Raw genomic sequence first — 18,522 nt, 5'->3', positions numbered from 1 at the left:
CACTATGACCTGTCGCTGAGTTCCGTATTGGAAGCGGAGGACCCAATGTTTTGGGGTGAATCGCAGCGCTTTGCTGCGTAGGGGCTCCTACACCCGAACCCGTCAGCTAACTCCGTAAGCGTTGTAGGAAGGTCAGGCGTTCCAAATCGGAACTTGGCTGAGAGGTAATCTTTCAGTCAAGGAGCTGATCGAAATGGTCATGAAGCCGGAATTGACGCAGTATGCGCGCGACTTGGAGATCCTGCATGCGCTGAAGCGCATGGAGCGCGGAGAAGGGCGTGGGACATCCAAGGGCGCACGCAAACGGAAGAAGCAAGTTGGACTTTGAGAACGCTTCGTCGGGCGCTTCAGGGCGCCCGATTTTCATGGTGATGAGCTATGACGACGAGTGGGCGCGGCGTCTAAAAAAGGCCTGGCGTTCGCCGGTTTCGTGAGCTATAATGATGCGGGTAATCACAGTGGTCCTCTGTCCATCGAGACACGAACACTGGCTGGGAAGGGAGGTCTACCATGAACTTGCTACGTTCAGTGGTGGAAGACCAACTCCGCAAGGACATTCCGGATTTCCGCCCAGGAGATACGGTGCGGGTTCACGTCAAAGTCCGAGAAGGCGGGCGTGAGCGCATTCAGGTCTTCGAAGGCGTGGTGATTCGGCGCCGCGGGAGCGGCATTAGCGAAACCTACACCGTTCGCAAGGTTTCGTACGGGGTCGGCGTCGAACGGACGTTTCCGCTGCATTCGCCCAAGGTCGACAAGATTGAAGTGGTCCGCCGGGGCAAAGTGCGTCGAGCCAAGCTGCATTATCTTCGTGGGCTTTCCGGCAAGGCAGCGCGGATCGAAGAAGTTCGGCGATAAGACACCAGAAAGCGCAGGAAGAGACCTGCGCTTTTTTCATGTTCCAGAAAAATGGAAGGTGATGGGGTATTGCCTATTCAATGGTTTCCGGGGCACATGGCGAAAGCGAAGCGGCTGATGGCAGAGGAACTTCGCGGCATTGACGTGGTCGTGGAATTGGCGGATGCGCGGTTGCCTGTATCCAGCCGAAGCCCCGTGCTCGACGAACTCGCGCGCCATAAGCCTAGGCTTGTGGTGCTGACGCGGATCGATCTCGCCGATCCTCGTTGCACGGATCGGTGGGTCGAACGGTTTCACCGTGAAGGCGTGATCGCCATTCCCGTCAACGCCCGAACAGGACAAGGCCTGCGCGAATTCAGGCGCGCACTTGACGAGGTTGTGGAGCACAAGATGGACCGAGCGCGCGCGCGTGGGATCGAGCGGGCGGTTACACGCGGGATGATCTGCGGCATCCCCAACGTGGGCAAGTCGACGTTCGTGAATCAGCTTGCGGGACGTGCCGTGGCCAAGACGGGGGATCGGCCGGGTGTGACGCGTGCCTTGCAATGGATTCGCGTGGGACACACGGAGTTGCTCGACACACCGGGAGTTCTCGCGCCCAAGCTCGCGAATGATGAGCAGGGGTTGAAACTCGCAGCGAGTGGGGCCATCAAGGAAGAAATCTTCGAGGCTTACGAAGTGTGCGCCTACGTACTCGCCTATTTGAGCGGGCGGTATCCACAAGCGTTGGCCCAGCGCTATGGTCTTCGCGTGGAGGCGCCCATTGAGTGGACGAACATTCAGGACGTTTGGCCAGCCGTCCAACCGTGGTTTGAACACATCGGTCGGACGCGCGGCGCGCTTGTCGCTGGAGGAGGCGTCGATGAGGAACGTGTCGCGAAGATGGTCATCCACGACCTCCAGGAAGGTCGGCTTGGGCCTGTATCGCTCGAGTGGCCTGAAGATTGATCTGCACCTGGAGCGCACCGATTTTCCTATCCGCGATGGCGGCCTGATTCGAGACGATGTAGACTAACGACAAGGAGGACTGAGATGGAGCCGTGGACGAGGCGTTATCGCCTGGATCTGGCGCTCTGTGGTGGCGGTCGAGCGGCAGGCGTCGATGAGGTGGGCCGGGGGTGCATTGCCGGCCCTGTGGTCGCGGCGAGTGTCGTTCTTCCCTTAGAACCACAGACGTATGCAGAATTGAAAGAGGTCATGGATTCCAAACAACTGAAGCCGAATGTGCGAGCGAAGCTTGCGGATCGCATTCGGGCCCGGGCTCTTGCCGTGGGCATCGGATTGGCGAGTCCTGAAGAAATCGACAGGATGAATATCCTCCAGGCGACGCAGCTTGCCATGGTGCGCTCCCTTGACGCTTTGGGGCTTTCTGTCGATCTGGCATTGGTGGACGGAAACCGCGGGTTTCGGCATCGCGTCCCCGTATTGCCGGTCGTCGACGGAGATGCGCGATCGTTGCTCGTTGCTGCAGCGTCCGTAATCGCCAAGGTTTTTCGCGACCGGCTCATGGCGCGGTTGGATGAGGAGTTTCCTGGATATGGTTTCTCCGAACATGTGGGATACGGCACACGCGCTCATTTGGAAGCGCTGCGTCGCCTAGGGCCCTCGGTGGTACATCGACTTTCGTTCGCCCCCGTGCGGGCGTGCGTGGGCGAGAAGGAGCAGATGGGCTATGGATCCTAGCATCCATCGCATTTCTCCGGCGGAACTGCAACCTGTTGCGCGCGGGGTCGAGCGCGCCGCGCCCGCCAGCGCGGACCGGGCGGATCGCAGCGCACATCGCGCGGCTGCGGAGGCGCCGTCACTCGCCAGAGGTGAACAGGCGTCGGATAGCCCGGTGGATGCCTTGGACCTCTTGCCGTTTGAGATCCTGCGAGATGATGTCCTGTGGACCAGCGAGCGGGGATGGAGGGCTGCGTTGCTCAACACCGTGCTTCAGGCGAGTGCTCAGGGCGCGTCGGAGGAACTCGCGTCGCAGCGCGCAGGACAGTGGTCACCGACCGAGTTCACAGCGACTGTGCCGTTGGACGAAGGAATACGGCGCGGGGCAGACCAGTCAGCCGCGGCGCAGACGGCCACGAACATCGGCGACGCCGACTTCACCGCGCTCCCAGATGGCGCAGTTGTACAGGAGCCCACATCTCCTGCGCAACTACGACCGGAGGATGTGGACGTCGGCCATGCGCGGATCCTCGCTGCGTCTGTCAGGCATCTGTGGTCCGTCATCCGGGAACTTGCTCAGTCGACGGAAGGTCACGCGACCCTTCGATTGCGCGAGTGTCCCACGTCTTCCCTCATTTCATTCGCTTCTGTGGGACGCGAATGGATTCATCAAGGCCTTGGGCCGGCGGAGCAGAACCGCCTCATGCAGTGGGTGTTGCTGGACCGGCTTCTTGCGTCGGTCGCTCCCCATCCATTGGATCGGCGCGGTACGGGTTTATTCGTGATTCAGGACCCCGCGCGTCGCGATCCTCCCGTAGCCGTTCGCTGGCGTGCTGAGCGGCGGACGCGCATGGGGCTCCGGGGGAAGCTGGTACACCGGCTGCGTCTCGACCTCGAGTTACACGGTCATCCTGTGACTTGTGTGCTCACGGCCCAGCGGCCAGCCTTGCATGTGCACATCACCTGTTCTCAGGATGCGCCGTTTATCGCCTACCTGCGGGCTGCACAACAGGTTCTGGCGCCTTCTCTTCAGGCCTGTGGCTGGGAACTCACGTCCTGGACCGTCGATGACGAAGGAGATGGCCCCGATGCAACGCACTAAACGAGCGGTGGCGCTTCGATACGACGCTCAAAAGGATTTAGCGCCTCGTGTGGTCGCAAAGGGCGCGGAAGAGGTTGCAAAGGCCATTGTGCGTACGGCCGAGGGACACCATGTCCCCGTGGTGGAGCAGACGGCACTGGTGGATGCCTTGTTTGCACTGGAAGTCGATCAAGTCATTCCGCCCGAGTTGTACCAAGCGGTAGCTGAAATCTTGGCTTATCTCTACCGTTTCCGCAGGGCGTGAATTCCTTATGCGGCCGAATCGGCGCGAACTCGGGGCCTTGGGCGAATCCTTTGTCGGCCAGTACCTTGAGCGGTGTTTGGGATGGCGCGTCATCGAAACCAATTGGAGAACGCGTTTCGGAGAATTGGATCTCATTGCGGAAAACGAAGACGAGCTCGTAGCCGTTGAAGTCAAGACTCGCACATCGCCCGTCGAGGGAGACCCCATCTACGCGCTGAGCCCAGCCCAAATTCCCAAATTAGTCGCGGCTCTGACGGCCTATGCAGCGCGTGCCGACCGATGGCCGGTGTTTGCGCTGGACGTCGTAGGTATCACGTGGAAGGACGGTGTCGTCGTCCATTTTCGGCACGAACGCCTCTATCCGCTCTGAATCGCGGATGGGCAGTGCCTTGAAAGTGTATCCGTCGCGGCGAAAGTCGCGAATGATGCGCGGCATCGCTTCGATGGTGTATCGGCTCGAACGAATCCCGTCGTGGAACAAAATGATGGACCCAGGCTGTGCGTGGCGCTCCACTTGGCTGACAATCGCACTTGCCGACTTGGCTTTCCAGTCCATCGAATCGACGGTCCACAGGGCGATGGGATGACCCAACTGGTGCACGCAGTCGATCTCGCTTGCGGCGATGGAGCCGTACGGAGGTCGATAATATAGAGGTTTCGTTCCACAGGTCTTCTCCACGACTGCGTCGGTTTTCTGGATGTCACGCACAAGCTCTTCGAGAGCGTGCTTTTTGGGATCGAAGTGAGAAAAACCGTGATTGCCGATCTCGTGGCCTTCCCGCTGAATCCGACGCACGATATCTGGAAACTGCTCACATCGATAGCCCACCACAAAGAATGTGGCTGGGATGTGCTGGCCGCGCAGGATATCCAGGAGCTTTGGCGTATATCGTTGACTCGGGCCATCATCGAACGTCAGATAGACAACCTTGGTTGCTCCTGATGAGGTTGCGTGCACCGTGGGTGTGCCGACGATTACGAGTGCGGTGGCAGCGAGCCAACCGATCACGGCTGACCCGATGTGGCGCAACACATGCTGTCCCTCCCTCCTCTTGGAACGCCTCGGTGGATATAACTTGCTTCAAATGTCGCTTCCTATGCCTGGATTTCGCTCACGTGATAGCATTTCGCATGGGAGAAAGAGAGCCTGGACGACGCCAGATCATGGCCTCTTCCACGTCAGATGTCAGAACTTCGTCTCGCCCTCCGAGTGCGGCGATGGTGGTCGCGAGCGCCGCGACTTTCACCCGATCGCGCTCCGACGCGTGCAGCCGATCGCAAGCGCGCCGCAAAGTTCGACGCGCCTCGTCCGAGAGGGTGGAGGTTCGATCCGGGACGCGCGCAAGTAGCGCTGTAGCTGCGCGAACCCTCTCGATCCAGTCGTCGAGCGATGCTTCGCCTAGCTCGCGACCTAGGTCGCGGTTGACGTGATGCACAACATCGATGCGGTCCAGAATCGGGCCAGGACAGCGCGTCCAGTATCTTCGAACGTCCGGGTCGGGGCACGAGCAATCGCCGTATCCTCGATATCCGCATGGACAGGGATTCGCAGTCGCGATGAGTTGAAAGGAAGCTGGGAACCGCATGGCCCTACCGTTCACGACGACTTCCACCATCCCCCTGTCCAAGGGTTCTCTCAGAGCGTTCAACGAGACGTGTGAAAACTCCAGCATTTCGTCTAACAGCAGCACGCCGCGATGTGCGAGCGTGACTTCCCCGGGAGAACCCAACCGGCCTCCGCCCAGCATTCCCCTCGCCGTGATGGCATGATGAGGACGCCTGACGGGCGGCCGGAGGGTGAAGGCGTAGTTGGGATTCGCGATTTCCTGCCATGCCGCCACTTCTAGCGCTTCGTCCTCCGTGAGATCAGGCAAAAGATGAGCAAACGCATTCGCCAGTGTTGTCTTCCCGACGCCTGGCGATCCGACCATGAGGAGCGTGTGGCGTCCGGCAGCGCAAATGGCGAGCAGTCGATATTCGACGGGGTGTCCACGGAGTGGAGGGAGGTCGCGAGCGGTTTCGGGCCGTGCAATGTGATGGGGCCGGACGGTTGGGACGTGCACCCGGGACGCTCGGAGTTGTGCCACGACATCGGCCAGGTTGGCAGCCCGCATGAGATCAAACATGTTCTCCAACGGCCACGGAAGATGTTGGTGTGTACTGACGCACAGAGAAGACAGTCCCTCGTCGCGCATGCGCAGCCCTATGGCGCTCAGGCCCTCCTGCGGCACGAGTCCGCCGTCGAGTGCAAGTTCAGCGACAAAGACCGTGGAGTCGTGAGGGAGGGGTGGTGAGCCCGAGGCGCGGAGAATGGCCACGGCGATGGCGAGATCCAGCCAAGATCCTTGCTTTTTCAGACTGGCGGGCTGTAAATTAACGGTAATCCTTCCCTTTGGGAAAGGGAGTCCGGCATGATGAAATGCGGAACGGACCCGGGCTTTTGCCTCGCTGACCGACGAGTCGGGGAGCCCCACAATCGTGAAACGGGGAAAGCCTGGTCCCACGTCAGCTTGGACTCGGACGATTTGAACGTCGGCACCGTGGCGAATGGCGCCGAAGGCATGTCCCAACACGTGAATTCGCCTCGCTTTCGGAACTTTTCACAACCTACGTATAGCAATTTCTCGGTGCATGAGCCATAATGTAGGGAAGAATCTCGTTCGCATCGTCCAGGCATGGCGAGTTTCAGGAGGGAGCCGTCATGGAAAACCCGAGGAAGCGGATCGCGAGAGGAGATGCGGAGGGACGGCGCGGCCAAGTGATCGACCTTCGCGCGTATCAAAGGCGGCGCCATCGCCGACTTCACCGAGGCCCGCGCCCGACGGGAGACGATTACGTCGTTCTCCGGGGGGGCGCCATCATCTTGGCGGCGGCGTCTTTCATCTTGGCGGTGATTGGGCTCACGCCGGTCGGGTGGAAGCAGAACGCGCTCGTCGCGAGTCTGTTTGCGGACACGCTCGCGTTGGCTATCGGCGTGATCCTTCACGTGTTGCGGGATCGCACCGCGATGCGTCTACTGGGCGCGCTGGTTGCGGTGTTTGCGTTTTCGTACTTGTGCAGTTTGGTTCACACTGCGTTATAGATACCCTGTCACGAATTTGTCAAGGTTTTCTGTATGCGTTTTCATCGTCTCAACCGGTCAAGACGTTGTCAAACGTGCTGCGAAGTTCTATCCTGATAGATGGCACAAGGTCGGCAGACGGCATGGCAACGTTTGTCCGGTTTTTTTGTGCGCCGTATCCGTAGGGGGACAAAGGAGGACGGACATCGTGAACATCCACGAGTATCAAGCGAAGGCCATCCTGGCTGAATTCGGCGTCAAAGTCCCGCGCGGGAAAGTGGCTTTCACGGTCGAGGAAGCTGTGGAAGCGGCAAAGGAACTCGGTGGCAAGGCTGTGGTGAAAGCTCAAATCCATGCAGGCGGGCGCGGCAAGGCGGGAGGCGTCAAAGTCTCGAAGTCTCTGGAAGAAGTCGAGGCAAACGCACGCGAGCTTCTCGGCAAGCGCCTTGTCACACATCAAACGGGACCACAGGGTCGCATTGTTCGGCGCCTGCTTATCGAAGAACTGACGAACATCGAGAAGGAGTACTACATAGGTCTCGTTCTTGACCGCTCCCAGGGGCGCCTGGTCATGATGGCCTCCCAGGAGGGTGGTGTCGAGATCGAAGAGGTCGCTGCCCAACACCCGGAAAAGATTTTCCGCGAGACGATTGATCCGTTGACGGGGCTCACGCCATTCCAGGCCAACAACCTCGCGTACAAACTTGAGCTGCCGCAGCATGCGGTGAAAAAGGCCGCTCAATTCATGATGGCGCTTTACAACGCGTATGTCGCCAAGGATTGCTCCATCGCGGAAATCAATCCGCTCGTCTTGACTGCGGAAGGCGACATCATTGCACTCGATGCCAAGCTCAACTTCGACGACAATGCCTTGTATCGGCATCCGGAGATTGTGAGTCTGCGCGACGAAGACGAAGAAGACCCCAAAGAAATCGAGGCGTCGAAGTACGGGCTGAGCTACATCGCGTTGGATGGCAACATTGGATGCATGGTGAATGGTGCGGGCCTGGCCATGGCCACGATGGACACCATCAAGTATTACGGTGGAGAGCCTGCCAACTTCTTGGACGTCGGCGGAGGCGCGAGCGAAGAGAAGGTGACGGCCGCGTTCAAAATCATCCTTTCGGATCCCAAAGTGAAGGGCATTCTCGTCAACATCTTTGGCGGCATCATGAAATGCGACGTGATCGCAAACGGCGTGGTCGCTGCGGCGAAACAGGTGGGCCTGGACAAGCCGCTCGTGGTGCGCCTCGAGGGCACGAACGTCGAAGCAGGAAAGAAAATCTTGAACGAATCCGGTCTGAAGTTGGTGGCGGCTGATTCGCTCGCGGATGCTGCCCAAAAGATCGTGGCGCTGGTCTGAGGAGGGACACTCGCGATGAGCATTCTGGTGAACAAGGAAACGCGCGTCATTACCCAGGGCATCACGGGATCTGCCGGACTGTTTCACACGCAGCAGGCGCTTGCCTATGGCACGAAGGTCGTGGGTGGCACCTCGCCAGGGAAGGGCGGCACGAAGGTCGAGGGGTTGCCCGTCTTCAACACGGTCGAGGAGGCCGTCCGCGAGACGGGCGCAAATGCGTCGGTCATTTACGTTCCGCCGGCATTCGCCGCGGACGCCATCATGGAAGCCGTGGCGGCCGGGCTCGAACTGGTTGTGTGCATCACGGAAGGTATTCCGATTCTTGACATGGTCAAGGTTAAGCGGTACATGGAGGGTAAGAAGACGCGGCTCATCGGTCCAAACTGCCCGGGCGTGATCACGCCGAATGAGTGCAAGATCGGGATCATGCCTGGATACATTCACACGCCTGGGAAGATCGGCGTCGTGTCCCGTTCCGGAACGCTGACCTACGAAGCTGTGTACCAGTTGACACAGCTGGGACTCGGCCAGTCGACGGCTGTCGGGATCGGCGGCGACCCGGTGAATGGGACGAACTTTGTCGACGTGCTGAAGATGTTCAACGAGGACCCGGATACTGAAGCCGTGATCATGATCGGCGAGATCGGCGGATCCGCAGAGGAAGAAGCGGCGGAGTGGATTAAGAACAACATGACGAAGCCCGTCGTCGGATTTATCGCGGGTGCGACGGCCCCTCCGGGACGGCGAATGGGACATGCGGGCGCGATTGTGTCGGGTGGTTCCGGAACGGCACAGTCCAAGATCGAGAAGATGAAGGCGTGCGGCATCCGCGTGGCCCCCACGCCGTCCGAGATGGGCTCGACGCTGTATCAGGTGCTAGAGGAGCGCGGCTTGCTCGAGCGCTGCAAGGCGTGAAGGCGTTTCGTTTGTTCCAGCCCAAAGAGTTCGCTTGGTTTCGCCAAGCGAACTCTTTTTTCGCTTACGTCATGGACGATTTGAATCAGCGCGACTTACGATGCCTAAAACGGGCTGGAGGGATCGTAGGTGGGCGACGACGAACTCGCCTTGGTGTGGTCCTTGTGTCCGGGGCTCGCGCCAAGCACGTTGCGGCGCTTGGTGCGGGCATTCGGCGGAATTCGCGCGTTTCACGAGGCGCGGATCGCGGACTGGGTTGCTTGTGGAGGTCTGGACGCAGCGCAGGCAAGTCGGCTGGACGCCTGGCGCCGCGCAGAACCGTCGGCTTATCGGATCAAGTCCCAATTGGAACACCGCGGCATTTGGGTACTCGTGCACGGGGCGGACGGTTATCCACGCCGTTTGTTAGACCTTCCGGACCCACCACTGGTATTGTTCGTTCGAGGGAGAAAGGAATGTCTCTCTCCTGAGCGAGTGGTCTTCGGAATGGTCGGGACCCGGCGGATGACCAGTTACGGCATGGAAGCGGCGCGGTGGATTGCAGGCGAGATTGCGCGGCGGGGTGCGGTGGTCGTGTCGGGACTTGCTATAGGCATCGACGCCACTGCGCACGCCGCGGCTCTTGAGGTGGGAGGCGACACCGTCAGCGTGTTGGGATGCGGGATCGACCGCTGCTATCCGCCGTCGAACCGGCGACTCTACCATCAAATCGCGTCCACCGGTACCCTCGTCAGCGAATATCCGCCCGGTACCCCCGTCCGCAAACATCACTTTCCTGAGCGCAACCGATTGATTGCGGCGTTGAGTCAAGCGGTCATCGTCGTCCAGGCCGGTGACCGAAGCGGTGCGCTCATCACGGCCCAGTGCGCGCTCGATCTGGGGCGCGACGTCTATGCCGTTCCCGGCCCCATCACGTCGCGGGCCAGTCGGGGTGTCAACCGTCTGCTTTTCGACGGGGCCATCCCGCTCGTGGATCCCCATGATCTGTTTCCGGAGCAGACGGACGTCGAGAACGGAGGACCCCAGAAGGTGCCTGCGCACCTCGAGCCCTGCTATCAGGCGCTCGCACGGCATCAGCCCATTCGCGCGGGTGAGCTCGCCGCCGTCGCCCATCTCGACCTCGGGTATGTCTTCGGCGCGCTTCTCGAGATGGAACTCGCTTCGATGGTCACGCGCCACCCAGATGGAACGTATCACATTCGGCCGAACCGAGCGCCGTCCGGCTCATAAGCCAATCAATGGAATACTCTTCGTGCGTCCCATCGTCCATCCTACATGAGGAAGGTGGGAGGACGATGAGCATGAAGGGGCGTCGCAGTGTATTCGTGGCCTTGGCTCGCATCTTCGCGGTGAGCGCATCGGCCCTCCTGAGCATGTGGGCGAACGAACCTCATTGCGCGGGCGCCACACCCGACTTGATGAATGATGCTCAGCCTGGGATGCGGAGTTTCACCGGCCCTCCGACGTCTTTGGTCTGGACAGTGGGCGATCGCGGCGAACCGATTTGGAGCTTGCACGTTGTCCTTAGTGAACTCGGCTATCTCCCGTGCAGGTATCACGCGATCCTACCGACCGAGCGCCTCTATCCTCAGGACTGGGGTCGCGTTCCAATCGGCTATTGGACGTGGAATTCGCCCAATGTCCCCATCGAACTTGAACGGACGTGGAATCCGGAGCAGTACACAGAGATCACGAAGGGCGCGGTGATGCAATTCGAGGCCGATCACGGCCTTCGTGTGGATGGGTACACCGGACCTCGTGTTCGTCGGACACTCGAACTCGCATGGGCGTTAGGTCTCACGGCAACCCATCCGTATCGGATGGTGTTGGTCGACCAATCGCTCCCTGAGCGGCTTCGCGTATGGGAAGATGGACGTGGCGTCGTCTTTGAAACGCCGTGCAGCACCGGCCTGCCGGCCACCCCGACTCAATCCGGGATTCACGCCATCTTTCTGCGAAACCGAGAACAGACGATGCAAGGAATCGGCCCAAGCGGCCGGCCTTACCGAGTGGAGCATGTGCCGTACGTGAGCTTCTTCTATGGAGAACAGGCCATCCACGGCTTCCCGCGTCAGACGTACGGCAAGCCACAGAGCGCTGGCTGCGTGGAGCTTCCGATTCGAGCGGCCAAGCACGTCTGGGAACTCACGGGATATGGCACACTGGTCGCGATTTCGCCGAACACGATGCGTGGAACCGAGTAGATCCATCGGTTAGAAGCACCTCAGATGTCAACAAGTTTGGGTTTTCTCCGGTCGTACAGGCTGATATGATGGTCGCCGTCCAAGACTTTGCCGAATCGCGCAAGGGCGCGTACGGGGGACTGAAGGCCTTTGGCCTTGGGGTGAATCGCGCCGAGGGGCGCGAAGGGGACTCGTTACCCGAACCCGACAACTAACCTCGGAGGCGTAAACGAGAGGATGGATGACATGCCGTTTCGAACTTGGATCGCAGGGTGTGCCATGGTCGCGACCGCGGCACTCAGTGTGTCGAACGCCTCTGCGGAGACCGTCACCGTAGAGCCAGGGCAGTCGCTGTGGACGATTGCGCACTCGCACGGCCTGCCTGTGCAGCTTGTGGAGGCCGCAAATCCGGACGTCAACCCGCAGAATCTGCAGATCGGCAGTTCCGTAAAGGTTCCCCATGTCGAAAACGTCACGGTCAAACGAGGAGACACGCTGTTTCTCCTTGGGAAGCGATTTGGCGTTTCGACCAGCGAAATGTTAGCCGCCAATCCCGCCGTGAATCCCTTAAATCTCCAGGTTGGATCCACGGTCCGTGTGCCGGTCGGCCTATCTCGGTCTTCGCACGTCCCTCAGGCCCATGTTGCCGCATCCACCTCCGCGACAAGCAGCGAACTCTACTGGTTGGAGCACGTCATTCACGCGGAAGCCGGAGGAGAGCCACTTCAGGCGCAGATCGCTGTCGGCGACGTCATCATGCATCGAATTCAAGCGGGTGGATACGGGAACACGGTGCAGCAGGTCGTTTTTCAAGTGAGCGACGGTCACTATCAGTTTGAAAGTGTCGCGAACGGTTATATCTATTCGCAACCCGACGCGCAGAATGTCCAGGCTGCACTCGACGTCCTGAACGGTGACGATGTCGTCCCAGGGGCGCTTGTGTTCTACAATCCTTCCGAGACGCCTTCTGGAAGCTGGGTTTGGAGTCAGCCTGTGGTTAGCAAGATTGGTCACCTCGTCTTTGCGAAGTGAGCAGCGGCACACGTTGCCCAAAAGAGCCAGGTTCGGTTCACTACCGAACTCTGGCTCTCCATTTTCTTCGGATTGCATCGCGGCCTCAGGGATTCGATGGTTCGGCCGCCAACGCTTCTTCCGCCATCTGCAGGATGCCGTCCAGCGTCTCTGCGCCCGCGATGAATCGCGCGGGGTGGCAAAACACCGCATCTTCGACGCCGCAAATGGATACAAGCTCCTCGCCTTCTTTGCCCGCCCATTCGCTCGGCAAAGGCTTGCGAGCTTCGAATGTCCCGGGACCTTTGGGCACAACCTGAAGGCGATATTGGCCGGTCTTATCCGGAAAGGCGACATAGAGCACTTCGCCAGCGGGGTCCATTTCGAGCAGAGTTTCTGTCCAGGGGCAACAGGTTGGCAAGACCAAAAGCGCAGGCTCCTTGCGAGCCGCATAAGCCGCTTTCACAATCTCCGTCGCCTGAATTCGGCTGATCTCGTGGTTCGCGTAGTTCATGAGAATCTGCGTAGCAAAGTCTAAAGCTCGCTCGAAGGCTCGGTTTTCGTCCTCCTGCGAATTCCACGGCGGATTGAAGGAACTCACGAGCTCCGAGATTCCCTTGATTCGCATGTCCCGCTCTAGGTCGATTCCATTGTCGATCGCGTCGATAGCCTGAAAGAGTTTGTCGTCGATGTTGCTGGATATCAGCGCTCGATCCTCTTCCCGCTCCACACCAAGGGATTCCAGAAATCGGTCGCCAAAATCGCGCCAGATGAGGCCGGCGGAAGCGTAGGGAATGCCGTTCGGGCGATGTACCTTTTGCACGCTGTGGTGATCGTAAGGGCCGCCGCCGACGTCGACGACGAGATCGCATTGCGCCAGCACCGATTTATTTCGGGTGCGGACGATGCGGGCGTCTGGATAAATCGCTTTGAGTATCGCGACGGCGAACACTTCATCGGCATGGAACTTTCCATGGTGCGTACCTATTTTCATAAGGATATGAACCACCTTGCCAACGGATGGACGGCGCGATCCGCCTTTGCCTTCACGTTACCATTCACGAAGTGGACAGCACAACTGGAACTTTCGCTCCATCTGTCCAGGACGAAACGGCGCGCGCACGCAAGCTGCGCAAAGTGAGGGACGGCGCGTCCACCGTTTGCAAAGGAAAGGATCCCGGTGATAATATGGTTTGAACCAAGGACAGGGTTTGCCAAGGCTGCGACGAATGGAGGATCGTGGCGTGTCAGACTATCTGGTCATCGTCGAGTCGCCTGCCAAGGCGAAGACGATTGGGAAGTATCTGGGGAGCAAGTACACAGTGAAAGCCTCCATGGGCCACGTGCGAGACTTGCCCAAGAGCCAACTCGGCGTCGACGTGGAACATGGTTTCGAACCGAAATATATTACCATCCGCGGGAAGGGCGATGTCATCAAGGCGCTCCGCGAGGCGAGTAAGAAGGCGAAAAAGGTCTATCTCGCGGCGGACCCTGATCGCGAAGGGGAAGCCATCGCTTGGCACCTGCAACATCTGCTCGATCTCAATCCTGACGATGACTGTCGTGTCGTGTTTCACGAGATCACGAAGGACGCAGTCAAACAGGCGTTTCAACATCCGAGGAAGATCAACCTGGATCTCGTCAACGCGCAACAAACGCGGCGCATTCTGGATCGTCTTGTAGGCTACAAGCTGAGTCCGTTGCTGTGGCGAAAGGTGAAAAAGGGCCTCTCTGCAGGCCGCGTGCAGTCAGTGGCGCTCAGGCTCATTGTCGACCGCGAAAACGAAATTCGAGCGTTTCAGCCTGAGGAATACTGGACTGTCGACGCCCACGGCCAAGTACACGGAAAGAAGCTCGTCGCTCGCTTTCATGGTTATGGTGAGGAAAAGACACCGCTTCCGAACGAAGAGGCCGTGCGCGAACTGTTGGCCCGTGTGGAAGGCCATTCACTGATCGTGCGTCGGGTCAGGAAATCCGAGCGGAAGCGAAATCCCGCTGCGCCGTTCACGACGAGCAGTCTCCAACAAGAGGCGGCACGAAAACTCGGGTTCCGAGCGTACAAGACCATGCAAATTGCGCAGCAGTTATACGAAGGGCTGGATGTGCCGGGCGAAGGCACGGTCGGTCTCATCACCTACATGCGAACGGATTCGACGCGCATCGCGCAGTCCGCGCAGGAAGAAGCGAGAGCTTATATTCGGCAATCGTTTGGCGAGGATTACGTGCCGGATCGGCCGCGGCAATATGCAAAAAACGAAGACGCACAAGACGCGCACGAGGCGATTCGCCCCACGTCCGTGATGCGGCATCCGGACCGGCTGAAGGATCACCTGTCGCGCGATCAGTATCGCCTGTACAAGCTCATCTGGGAACGATTCGTCGCGAGTCAGATGGAGTCGGCCATTCTCGACACAACGTCGGTGGATCTCGAGGCAAACGGTGCGTGGTTTCGCGCGACCGGTTCCGTCGTCCGGTTTCCTGGATTCATGGCGCTTTACACCGAGGGCCGCGACGACGAGAGCGAAGAAGAAGAAGGGAAACTGCTCCCTCCCCTCGAAGAGGGTGATGTGGTCCAGGTGAAGACCTGGAAACCCGAGCAGCATTTTACGCAGCCGCCGCCGCGCTACACGGAGTCGTCGCTCGTCAAAGCCATGGAAGAACTGGGGATTGGTCGGCCGAGCACGTACGCGCCGACCATCGACATCCTGTTGAAGCGCGGATACGTAACGCTCGATCAAAAGCGATTTGTCCCAACGGAACTTGGGGAAATTGTGGTGAACATCCTGAAGGAACACTTTCCCCAACTCATCGACGTGTCCTTCACCGCCGACATGGAAAGTCGACTAGACAAGGTCGAGGAGGGCCACGCGAACTGGATCGAGCTGCTCGATCAGTTTTATCATGACTTTGAGAAGGATTTAAAGAAGGCGGAAAGCGCACTGGGGCACGTGGAATTGAAGGAAGAGGTTTCGGACGTGCGGTGTGAAAAGTGCGGCCGCCTGATGGTCTACAAAACGGGCAAGTATGGGAAGTTTCTCGCGTGTCCAGGTTTCCCAGAGTGTCGAAACACCAAGCCGGTGCTGAAAGAAATTTCGGTCTCCTGCCCAAAGTGCGGGAAACCGCTTGTGGAACGTCGAGGCAAGTCGAGGAAAGTGTTCTACGGCTGCAGTGGGTATCCCGAGTGTGATTACGTGCTTTGGCAGCGCCCAACGGGTCAGGTGTGCCCGGTCTGCGGGCATCCGATGGTCGAAAAAGGCGGGAAGGGAAAGACCGTGGTGGTGTGCAGCAACGAAAAGGCTCATCCAATGGTGGCGACCGAGGCACAGGCAAAATGAGGGGGTGACGACATGACTCATGTCACGGTCATCGGCGCAGGGCTCGCGGGTTCGGAGGCTGCGTGGCAGGCTGCGAATCGGGGCGCCAAGGTCACGCTCTATGAGATGCGGCCGGTTCAGATGACACCTGCGCATCACACCGATCGGTTCGCGGAGTTGGTGTGCACGAATTCCTTGCGGTCCAACAGCATCACGAACGCGGTGGGGCTGCTGAAGGAAGAGATGCGCAGGCTCGATTCCGTCATCATGCGGGCCGCGGATGCTCACGCGGTTCCGGCCGGCAATGCGCTTGCCGTCGATCGCGACAGCTTTTCACAACGCGTAACAGAACTCGTTTCGCAGCATCCGAACATCACCGTCGTTCGCGAAGAAGTCACCGAGATCCCGAAGGACGGCGTCGTCGTGGTCGCGACCGGGCCTCTCACGTCTCCGGCGCTGTCGGAGGATATCCGCCGCCTGGTGGGGCACGGAGATCTTTACTTCTACGATGCTGCGGCGCCGATTGTCACCAAGGAATCCATCGACATGTCGAAGGTCTTTTTTCAGTCGAGATATGATCAAGGAGATGCGGCGTACATCAACTGTCCGATGACCGAGGAGGAGTTTGAGGCGTTCTACGACGCGCTCGTCCACGCGGAGTGCGCCGAACTCAAGGACTTCGAAGAGGAGCGGTATTTTGAGGGTTGCATGCCTATCGAGGCGCTGGCGAAGCGCGGAAAGCAAACCCTCCTGTTCGGCCCCATGAAGCCAGTAGGTCTTCGCGATCCGAGGACGGGCAGGCGTCCATTCGCGGTCGTCCAGCTTCGGCAGGACAACGCCGCCGCCACGCTGTACAACATGGTGGGTTTTCAAACGCACCTGAAGTGGGGCGAGCAGAAGCGCGTGTTCCGGATGATCCCCGGGCTGGAACAGGCGGAGTTTGTGCGATACGGGGTCATGCACCGGAATACGTATATCAACAGCCCGGTTGCGCTTCTGCCCACGTATCAGGCCAAGGCGCGTCCGACGCTGTTTTTTGCCGGTCAGATGACGGGCGTCGAGGGGTACGTGGAATCCGCGGCCTCCGGCCTCATCGCGGGCATCAACGCGGCTCGGGTGGCGGCCGGGCAGGACGCACTCGTCTTCCCTCCGACGACCTCCATGGGCAGCTTGGCGCATTACATCACCCATGCGTCGCCGCAAGGGTTTCAGCCCATGAATGCCACCTTTGGCATCTTTCCGCCGCTCGATCCGCCGGTCAAAGACAAAAAGGCTCGATACGAGCGCTATGCGGAGCGAGCGCTGGAGGATCTCCGGGTTTTCAGTAGGGAGCTGCAGCGCGTGTGACGCCGCCTGTCGAGGATGCGGTACGAGCTTTTCTGGACGATGCGGAACTTCGTTTCAGCCCGCGAACCGTGCGCAGTTACCGGCAAGACCTTGAGGCTTTCCGCCAATGGCTCGCCGGCCGCGGCGTCCACCATCTGGACGCCCTTTCCACTCGCGATGTGCGCATGCACGCGAGCGATCTGCTGATGAAAGGGGCGGCCAAATCAAGCGTGGCGAGGCGGCTTTCATGTCTCCGCACGTTCTTGCGGTTCTGTGCGGAACGGGGCTGGGTGCGGCAGGTGATGGCTGAACAGGTTCGCCTGCCTAAGCAGGACAGGCGACTTCCGCGCTATCTGCACGAGGAAGAAGTAGCGGCGCTCCTCGATCATGTTGCGGGCGACGATTTTTTGGCCCTGCGGGATCGAGCGCTGTTGGAGTTTCTCTACGCGACAGGCGTGCGCGTAAGCGAATGTGTTCAGTTGGATATCGGCGATCTCGACCTGTCGGCCGGTTTTGCGCGCGTCCTAGGCAAAGGGGGGCGAGAACGGTACGTGATGGTCGGGCGGCGGGCCGTCGAGGCGCTTTTGCGCTATCTTCCGCTTCGCGATCGGATGGCGCGCTGCTCCGCGGTGTTCATCAATCGCCGTGGCGGACGCCTGACGGACCGAAGTGTGCGGCGCGTGTTGGAGCGACGGATTCAGGAAGTTCCCGGACTCCGCTCTATTCACGTGCACGGCCTTCGGCACTCATTCGCGACACACATGCTAAACGGAGGAGCGGACCTCCGGAGCGTCCAGGAGTTGTTGGGGCACGCAAGCCTGTCGAGCACACAGATTTACACGCACACGAGCCGTGAGCAATTGGCTCGGGCGTACTACGCAGCGCATCCCCGCGCACGCCGAGGGACACAAGGACGGGAGTCGAACGACGATGGGATATGAGATGCACGGTACGACGATTTTTGCTATGCTGCGCGACGGGCGCGGCGCGATGGCGGGCGATGGCCAGGTGACCTTTGGCAACAGCATGGTCATGAAGCACGGCGCCCGCAAGGTAAGACGGCTTTATCACGATCGCATCGTGGCCGGATTCGCCGGCTCCGTCGCGGACGCCTTCACGTTGTTTGAGAGGTTTGAGAAAAAATTGGAGGAATTCCAGGGCAACCTTCCGAGGGCTGCTGTGGAACTTGCGAAAGCATGGCGATCCGACAAGATCCTTCAGAAGCTCGAAGCCATGCTCGTCGTCATGGACGCGCGTGACCTCCTGATCGTGTCGGGAGGCGGCGAGGTCATCCAGCCGGACGACGGGATCTGCGCCATCGGGTCCGGGGGCGGATACGCGCTCGCGGCGGGTCGGGCGTTGGCCCGGAATACGGAACTCGAGCCTGCCGAGATCGCGAAGCAGGCTCTTCTCATTGCCTCCGAAATTTGTGTATACACGAACGATCAAATCGTTCTGGAGACTGTTGGGGTATAGGGGGATGGCC

19 protein-coding genes, 1 pseudogene and 2 riboswitches are annotated in these 18,522 nt (G+C 59.7%); of the genes and pseudogenes, 17 read left to right on the top strand and 3 right to left on the bottom strand.

Going from position 1 to position 18,522, the window contains the following annotated elements:
• The first annotated feature begins 3 nt into the window (after positions 1–3).
• A riboswitch (cyclic di-AMP (ydaO/yuaA leader) is annotated at positions 4–136 on the top strand.
• Between the two features lie 57 nt (positions 137–193).
• The 7 genes and pseudogenes from AC27E8_RS08325 to AC27E8_RS08295 form a co-directional block, all read left to right on the top strand.
• On the top strand, positions 194–328 hold the full coding sequence (locus tag AC27E8_RS08325; RefSeq protein ID WP_014464114.1) for a hypothetical protein: 135 nt from the start codon (positions 194–196) through the stop codon (positions 326–328).
• A 182-nt stretch (positions 329–510) separates the two neighbouring features.
• Entirely contained in the window at positions 511–855 is a 345-nt protein-coding gene (rplS, locus tag AC27E8_RS08320) for a 50S ribosomal protein L19 (protein ID WP_041695108.1), read from the top strand.
• A gap of 51 nt (positions 856–906) precedes the next feature.
• Positions 907–1,803 carry a ribosome biogenesis GTPase YlqF gene (ylqF, locus tag AC27E8_RS08315; RefSeq protein WP_487098783.1) on the top strand — a complete coding sequence of 299 codons (897 nt, stop codon included), beginning with the start codon at positions 907–909 and terminating at the stop codon, positions 1,801–1,803.
• An 84-nt stretch (positions 1,804–1,887) separates the two neighbouring features.
• A complete protein-coding gene (locus AC27E8_RS08310; RefSeq protein WP_487098784.1) occupies positions 1,888–2,538 on the top strand; it encodes a ribonuclease HII in 651 nt (216 codons plus the stop codon).
• Positions 2,528–3,619 carry a hypothetical protein gene (locus AC27E8_RS08305; RefSeq protein WP_487098785.1) on the top strand — a complete coding sequence of 364 codons (1,092 nt, stop codon included), beginning with the start codon at positions 2,528–2,530 and terminating at the stop codon, positions 3,617–3,619. The genes AC27E8_RS08310 and AC27E8_RS08305 overlap by 11 nt, the downstream gene beginning before the upstream one ends.
• On the top strand, positions 3,606–3,863 hold the full coding sequence (locus tag AC27E8_RS08300) for an EscU/YscU/HrcU family type III secretion system export apparatus switch protein (protein WP_041695110.1): 258 nt from the start codon (positions 3,606–3,608) through the stop codon (positions 3,861–3,863). The genes AC27E8_RS08305 and AC27E8_RS08300 overlap by 14 nt, the downstream gene beginning before the upstream one ends.
• Before the next feature lie 7 nt (positions 3,864–3,870).
• Positions 3,871–4,116: pseudogene (locus tag AC27E8_RS08295) on the top strand (YraN family protein); the annotation flags it as partial.
• Here AC27E8_RS08295 and AC27E8_RS08290 read toward each other — a convergent pair.
• Both AC27E8_RS08290 and AC27E8_RS08285 read right to left on the bottom strand, forming a co-directional pair.
• Positions 4,102–4,896: a polysaccharide deacetylase family protein gene (locus tag AC27E8_RS08290; RefSeq protein WP_487098786.1), complete on the bottom strand. Its 795-nt coding sequence runs from the start codon at positions 4,894–4,896 to the stop codon at positions 4,102–4,104. The pseudogene AC27E8_RS08295 and the gene AC27E8_RS08290 overlap by 15 nt on opposite strands.
• Positions 4,897–4,975: 79 nt before the next feature.
• Positions 4,976–6,436: an ATP-binding protein gene (locus AC27E8_RS08285; RefSeq protein ID WP_487098787.1), complete on the bottom strand. Its 1,461-nt coding sequence runs from the start codon at positions 6,434–6,436 to the stop codon at positions 4,976–4,978.
• A gap of 128 nt (positions 6,437–6,564) precedes the next feature.
• Here AC27E8_RS08285 and AC27E8_RS08280 point away from each other — a divergent pair, with 128 nt between their 5' ends.
• From AC27E8_RS08280 to AC27E8_RS08255, 6 genes are all read left to right on the top strand, one after another.
• A complete protein-coding gene (locus AC27E8_RS08280) occupies positions 6,565–6,945 on the top strand; it encodes a hypothetical protein (RefSeq protein ID WP_487098788.1) in 381 nt (126 codons plus the stop codon).
• A 187-nt stretch (positions 6,946–7,132) separates the two neighbouring features.
• Complete coding sequence (gene sucC / locus AC27E8_RS08275) at positions 7,133–8,287, top strand: ADP-forming succinate--CoA ligase subunit beta (protein WP_041695111.1); 1,155 nt, start codon at positions 7,133–7,135, stop codon at positions 8,285–8,287.
• A gap of 15 nt (positions 8,288–8,302) precedes the next feature.
• Complete coding sequence (sucD, locus tag AC27E8_RS08270; RefSeq protein WP_014464126.1) at positions 8,303–9,202, top strand: succinate--CoA ligase subunit alpha; 900 nt, start codon at positions 8,303–8,305, stop codon at positions 9,200–9,202.
• Positions 9,203–9,331: 129 nt separating this feature from the next.
• Complete coding sequence (dprA, locus tag AC27E8_RS08265; protein ID WP_487098789.1) at positions 9,332–10,432, top strand: DNA-processing protein DprA; 1,101 nt, start codon at positions 9,332–9,334, stop codon at positions 10,430–10,432.
• Between the two features lie 71 nt (positions 10,433–10,503).
• The gene (locus AC27E8_RS08260; RefSeq protein ID WP_487098790.1) at positions 10,504–11,406 is read left to right on the top strand and encodes a L,D-transpeptidase; all 903 of its coding nucleotides are present in this window, start codon (positions 10,504–10,506) and stop codon (positions 11,404–11,406) included.
• A 78-nt stretch (positions 11,407–11,484) separates the two neighbouring features.
• Positions 11,485–11,626, top strand: a riboswitch (cyclic di-AMP (ydaO/yuaA leader).
• A 5-nt stretch (positions 11,627–11,631) separates the two neighbouring features.
• Entirely contained in the window at positions 11,632–12,417 is a 786-nt protein-coding gene (locus tag AC27E8_RS08255; protein WP_487098791.1) for a cell wall hydrolase, read from the top strand.
• A gap of 85 nt (positions 12,418–12,502) precedes the next feature.
• Here the strand turns inward: AC27E8_RS08255 and AC27E8_RS08250 are convergent, their stop codons facing one another.
• Positions 12,503–13,390, bottom strand: a complete 888-nt coding sequence (locus AC27E8_RS08250; RefSeq protein WP_487098792.1) for an MYG1 family protein — start codon at positions 13,388–13,390, stop codon at positions 12,503–12,505.
• A 250-nt stretch (positions 13,391–13,640) separates the two neighbouring features.
• Between AC27E8_RS08250 and topA the strand changes: the two genes are divergently transcribed.
• Genes topA through hslV form a run of 4 tightly spaced genes read left to right on the top strand, consistent with a single transcriptional unit; the run spans position 13,641 to position 18,512 of the window.
• On the top strand, positions 13,641–15,731 hold the full coding sequence (gene topA / locus AC27E8_RS08245; RefSeq protein WP_487098793.1) for a type I DNA topoisomerase: 2,091 nt from the start codon (positions 13,641–13,643) through the stop codon (positions 15,729–15,731).
• A gap of 12 nt (positions 15,732–15,743) precedes the next feature.
• On the top strand, positions 15,744–17,057 hold the full coding sequence (gene trmFO / locus AC27E8_RS08240; protein WP_487098794.1) for a methylenetetrahydrofolate--tRNA-(uracil(54)-C(5))-methyltransferase (FADH(2)-oxidizing) TrmFO: 1,314 nt from the start codon (positions 15,744–15,746) through the stop codon (positions 17,055–17,057).
• A complete protein-coding gene (locus tag AC27E8_RS08235; protein WP_487098795.1) occupies positions 17,054–17,977 on the top strand; it encodes a tyrosine recombinase XerC in 924 nt (307 codons plus the stop codon). The genes trmFO and AC27E8_RS08235 overlap by 4 nt, the downstream gene beginning before the upstream one ends.
• Complete coding sequence (hslV, locus tag AC27E8_RS08230; protein ID WP_487098796.1) at positions 17,967–18,512, top strand: ATP-dependent protease subunit HslV; 546 nt, start codon at positions 17,967–17,969, stop codon at positions 18,510–18,512. Before AC27E8_RS08235 ends, hslV begins: the two co-directional genes overlap by 11 nt.
• The last annotated feature ends 10 nt before the right edge of the window (positions 18,513–18,522 follow it).

Source organism: Alicyclobacillus sp. CIJ1, from assembly GCF_057538885.1.
This window is presented reverse-complemented; position numbering and strand designations above follow the sequence as displayed.

Bases quoted from the DNA above. Each gene is read 5' to 3' on its own strand.
- AC27E8_RS08325 (WP_014464114.1), top strand. From the start codon at position 194: ATGGTCATGAAGCCGGAATTGACGCAGTATGCGCGCGACTTGGAGATC.
- rplS (WP_041695108.1), top strand. From the start codon at position 511: ATGAACTTGCTACGTTCAGTGGTGGAAGACCAACTCCGCAAGGACATT.
- ylqF (WP_487098783.1), top strand. From the start codon at position 907: ATGGAAGGTGATGGGGTATTGCCTATTCAATGGTTTCCGGGGCACATG.
- AC27E8_RS08310 (WP_487098784.1), top strand. From the start codon at position 1,888: ATGGAGCCGTGGACGAGGCGTTATCGCCTGGATCTGGCGCTCTGTGGT.
- AC27E8_RS08305 (WP_487098785.1), top strand. From the start codon at position 2,528: ATGGATCCTAGCATCCATCGCATTTCTCCGGCGGAACTGCAACCTGTT.
- AC27E8_RS08300 (WP_041695110.1), top strand. From the start codon at position 3,606: ATGCAACGCACTAAACGAGCGGTGGCGCTTCGATACGACGCTCAAAAG.
- AC27E8_RS08280 (WP_487098788.1), top strand. From the start codon at position 6,565: ATGGAAAACCCGAGGAAGCGGATCGCGAGAGGAGATGCGGAGGGACGG.
- sucD (WP_014464126.1), top strand. From the start codon at position 8,303: ATGAGCATTCTGGTGAACAAGGAAACGCGCGTCATTACCCAGGGCATC.
- AC27E8_RS08260 (WP_487098790.1), top strand. From the start codon at position 10,504: ATGAAGGGGCGTCGCAGTGTATTCGTGGCCTTGGCTCGCATCTTCGCG.
- AC27E8_RS08255 (WP_487098791.1), top strand. From the start codon at position 11,632: ATGCCGTTTCGAACTTGGATCGCAGGGTGTGCCATGGTCGCGACCGCG.
- AC27E8_RS08250 (WP_487098792.1), bottom strand. From the start codon at position 13,390: ATGAAAATAGGTACGCACCATGGAAAGTTCCATGCCGATGAAGTGTTC.
- trmFO (WP_487098794.1), top strand. From the start codon at position 15,744: ATGACTCATGTCACGGTCATCGGCGCAGGGCTCGCGGGTTCGGAGGCT.
- hslV (WP_487098796.1), top strand. From the start codon at position 17,967: ATGGGATATGAGATGCACGGTACGACGATTTTTGCTATGCTGCGCGAC.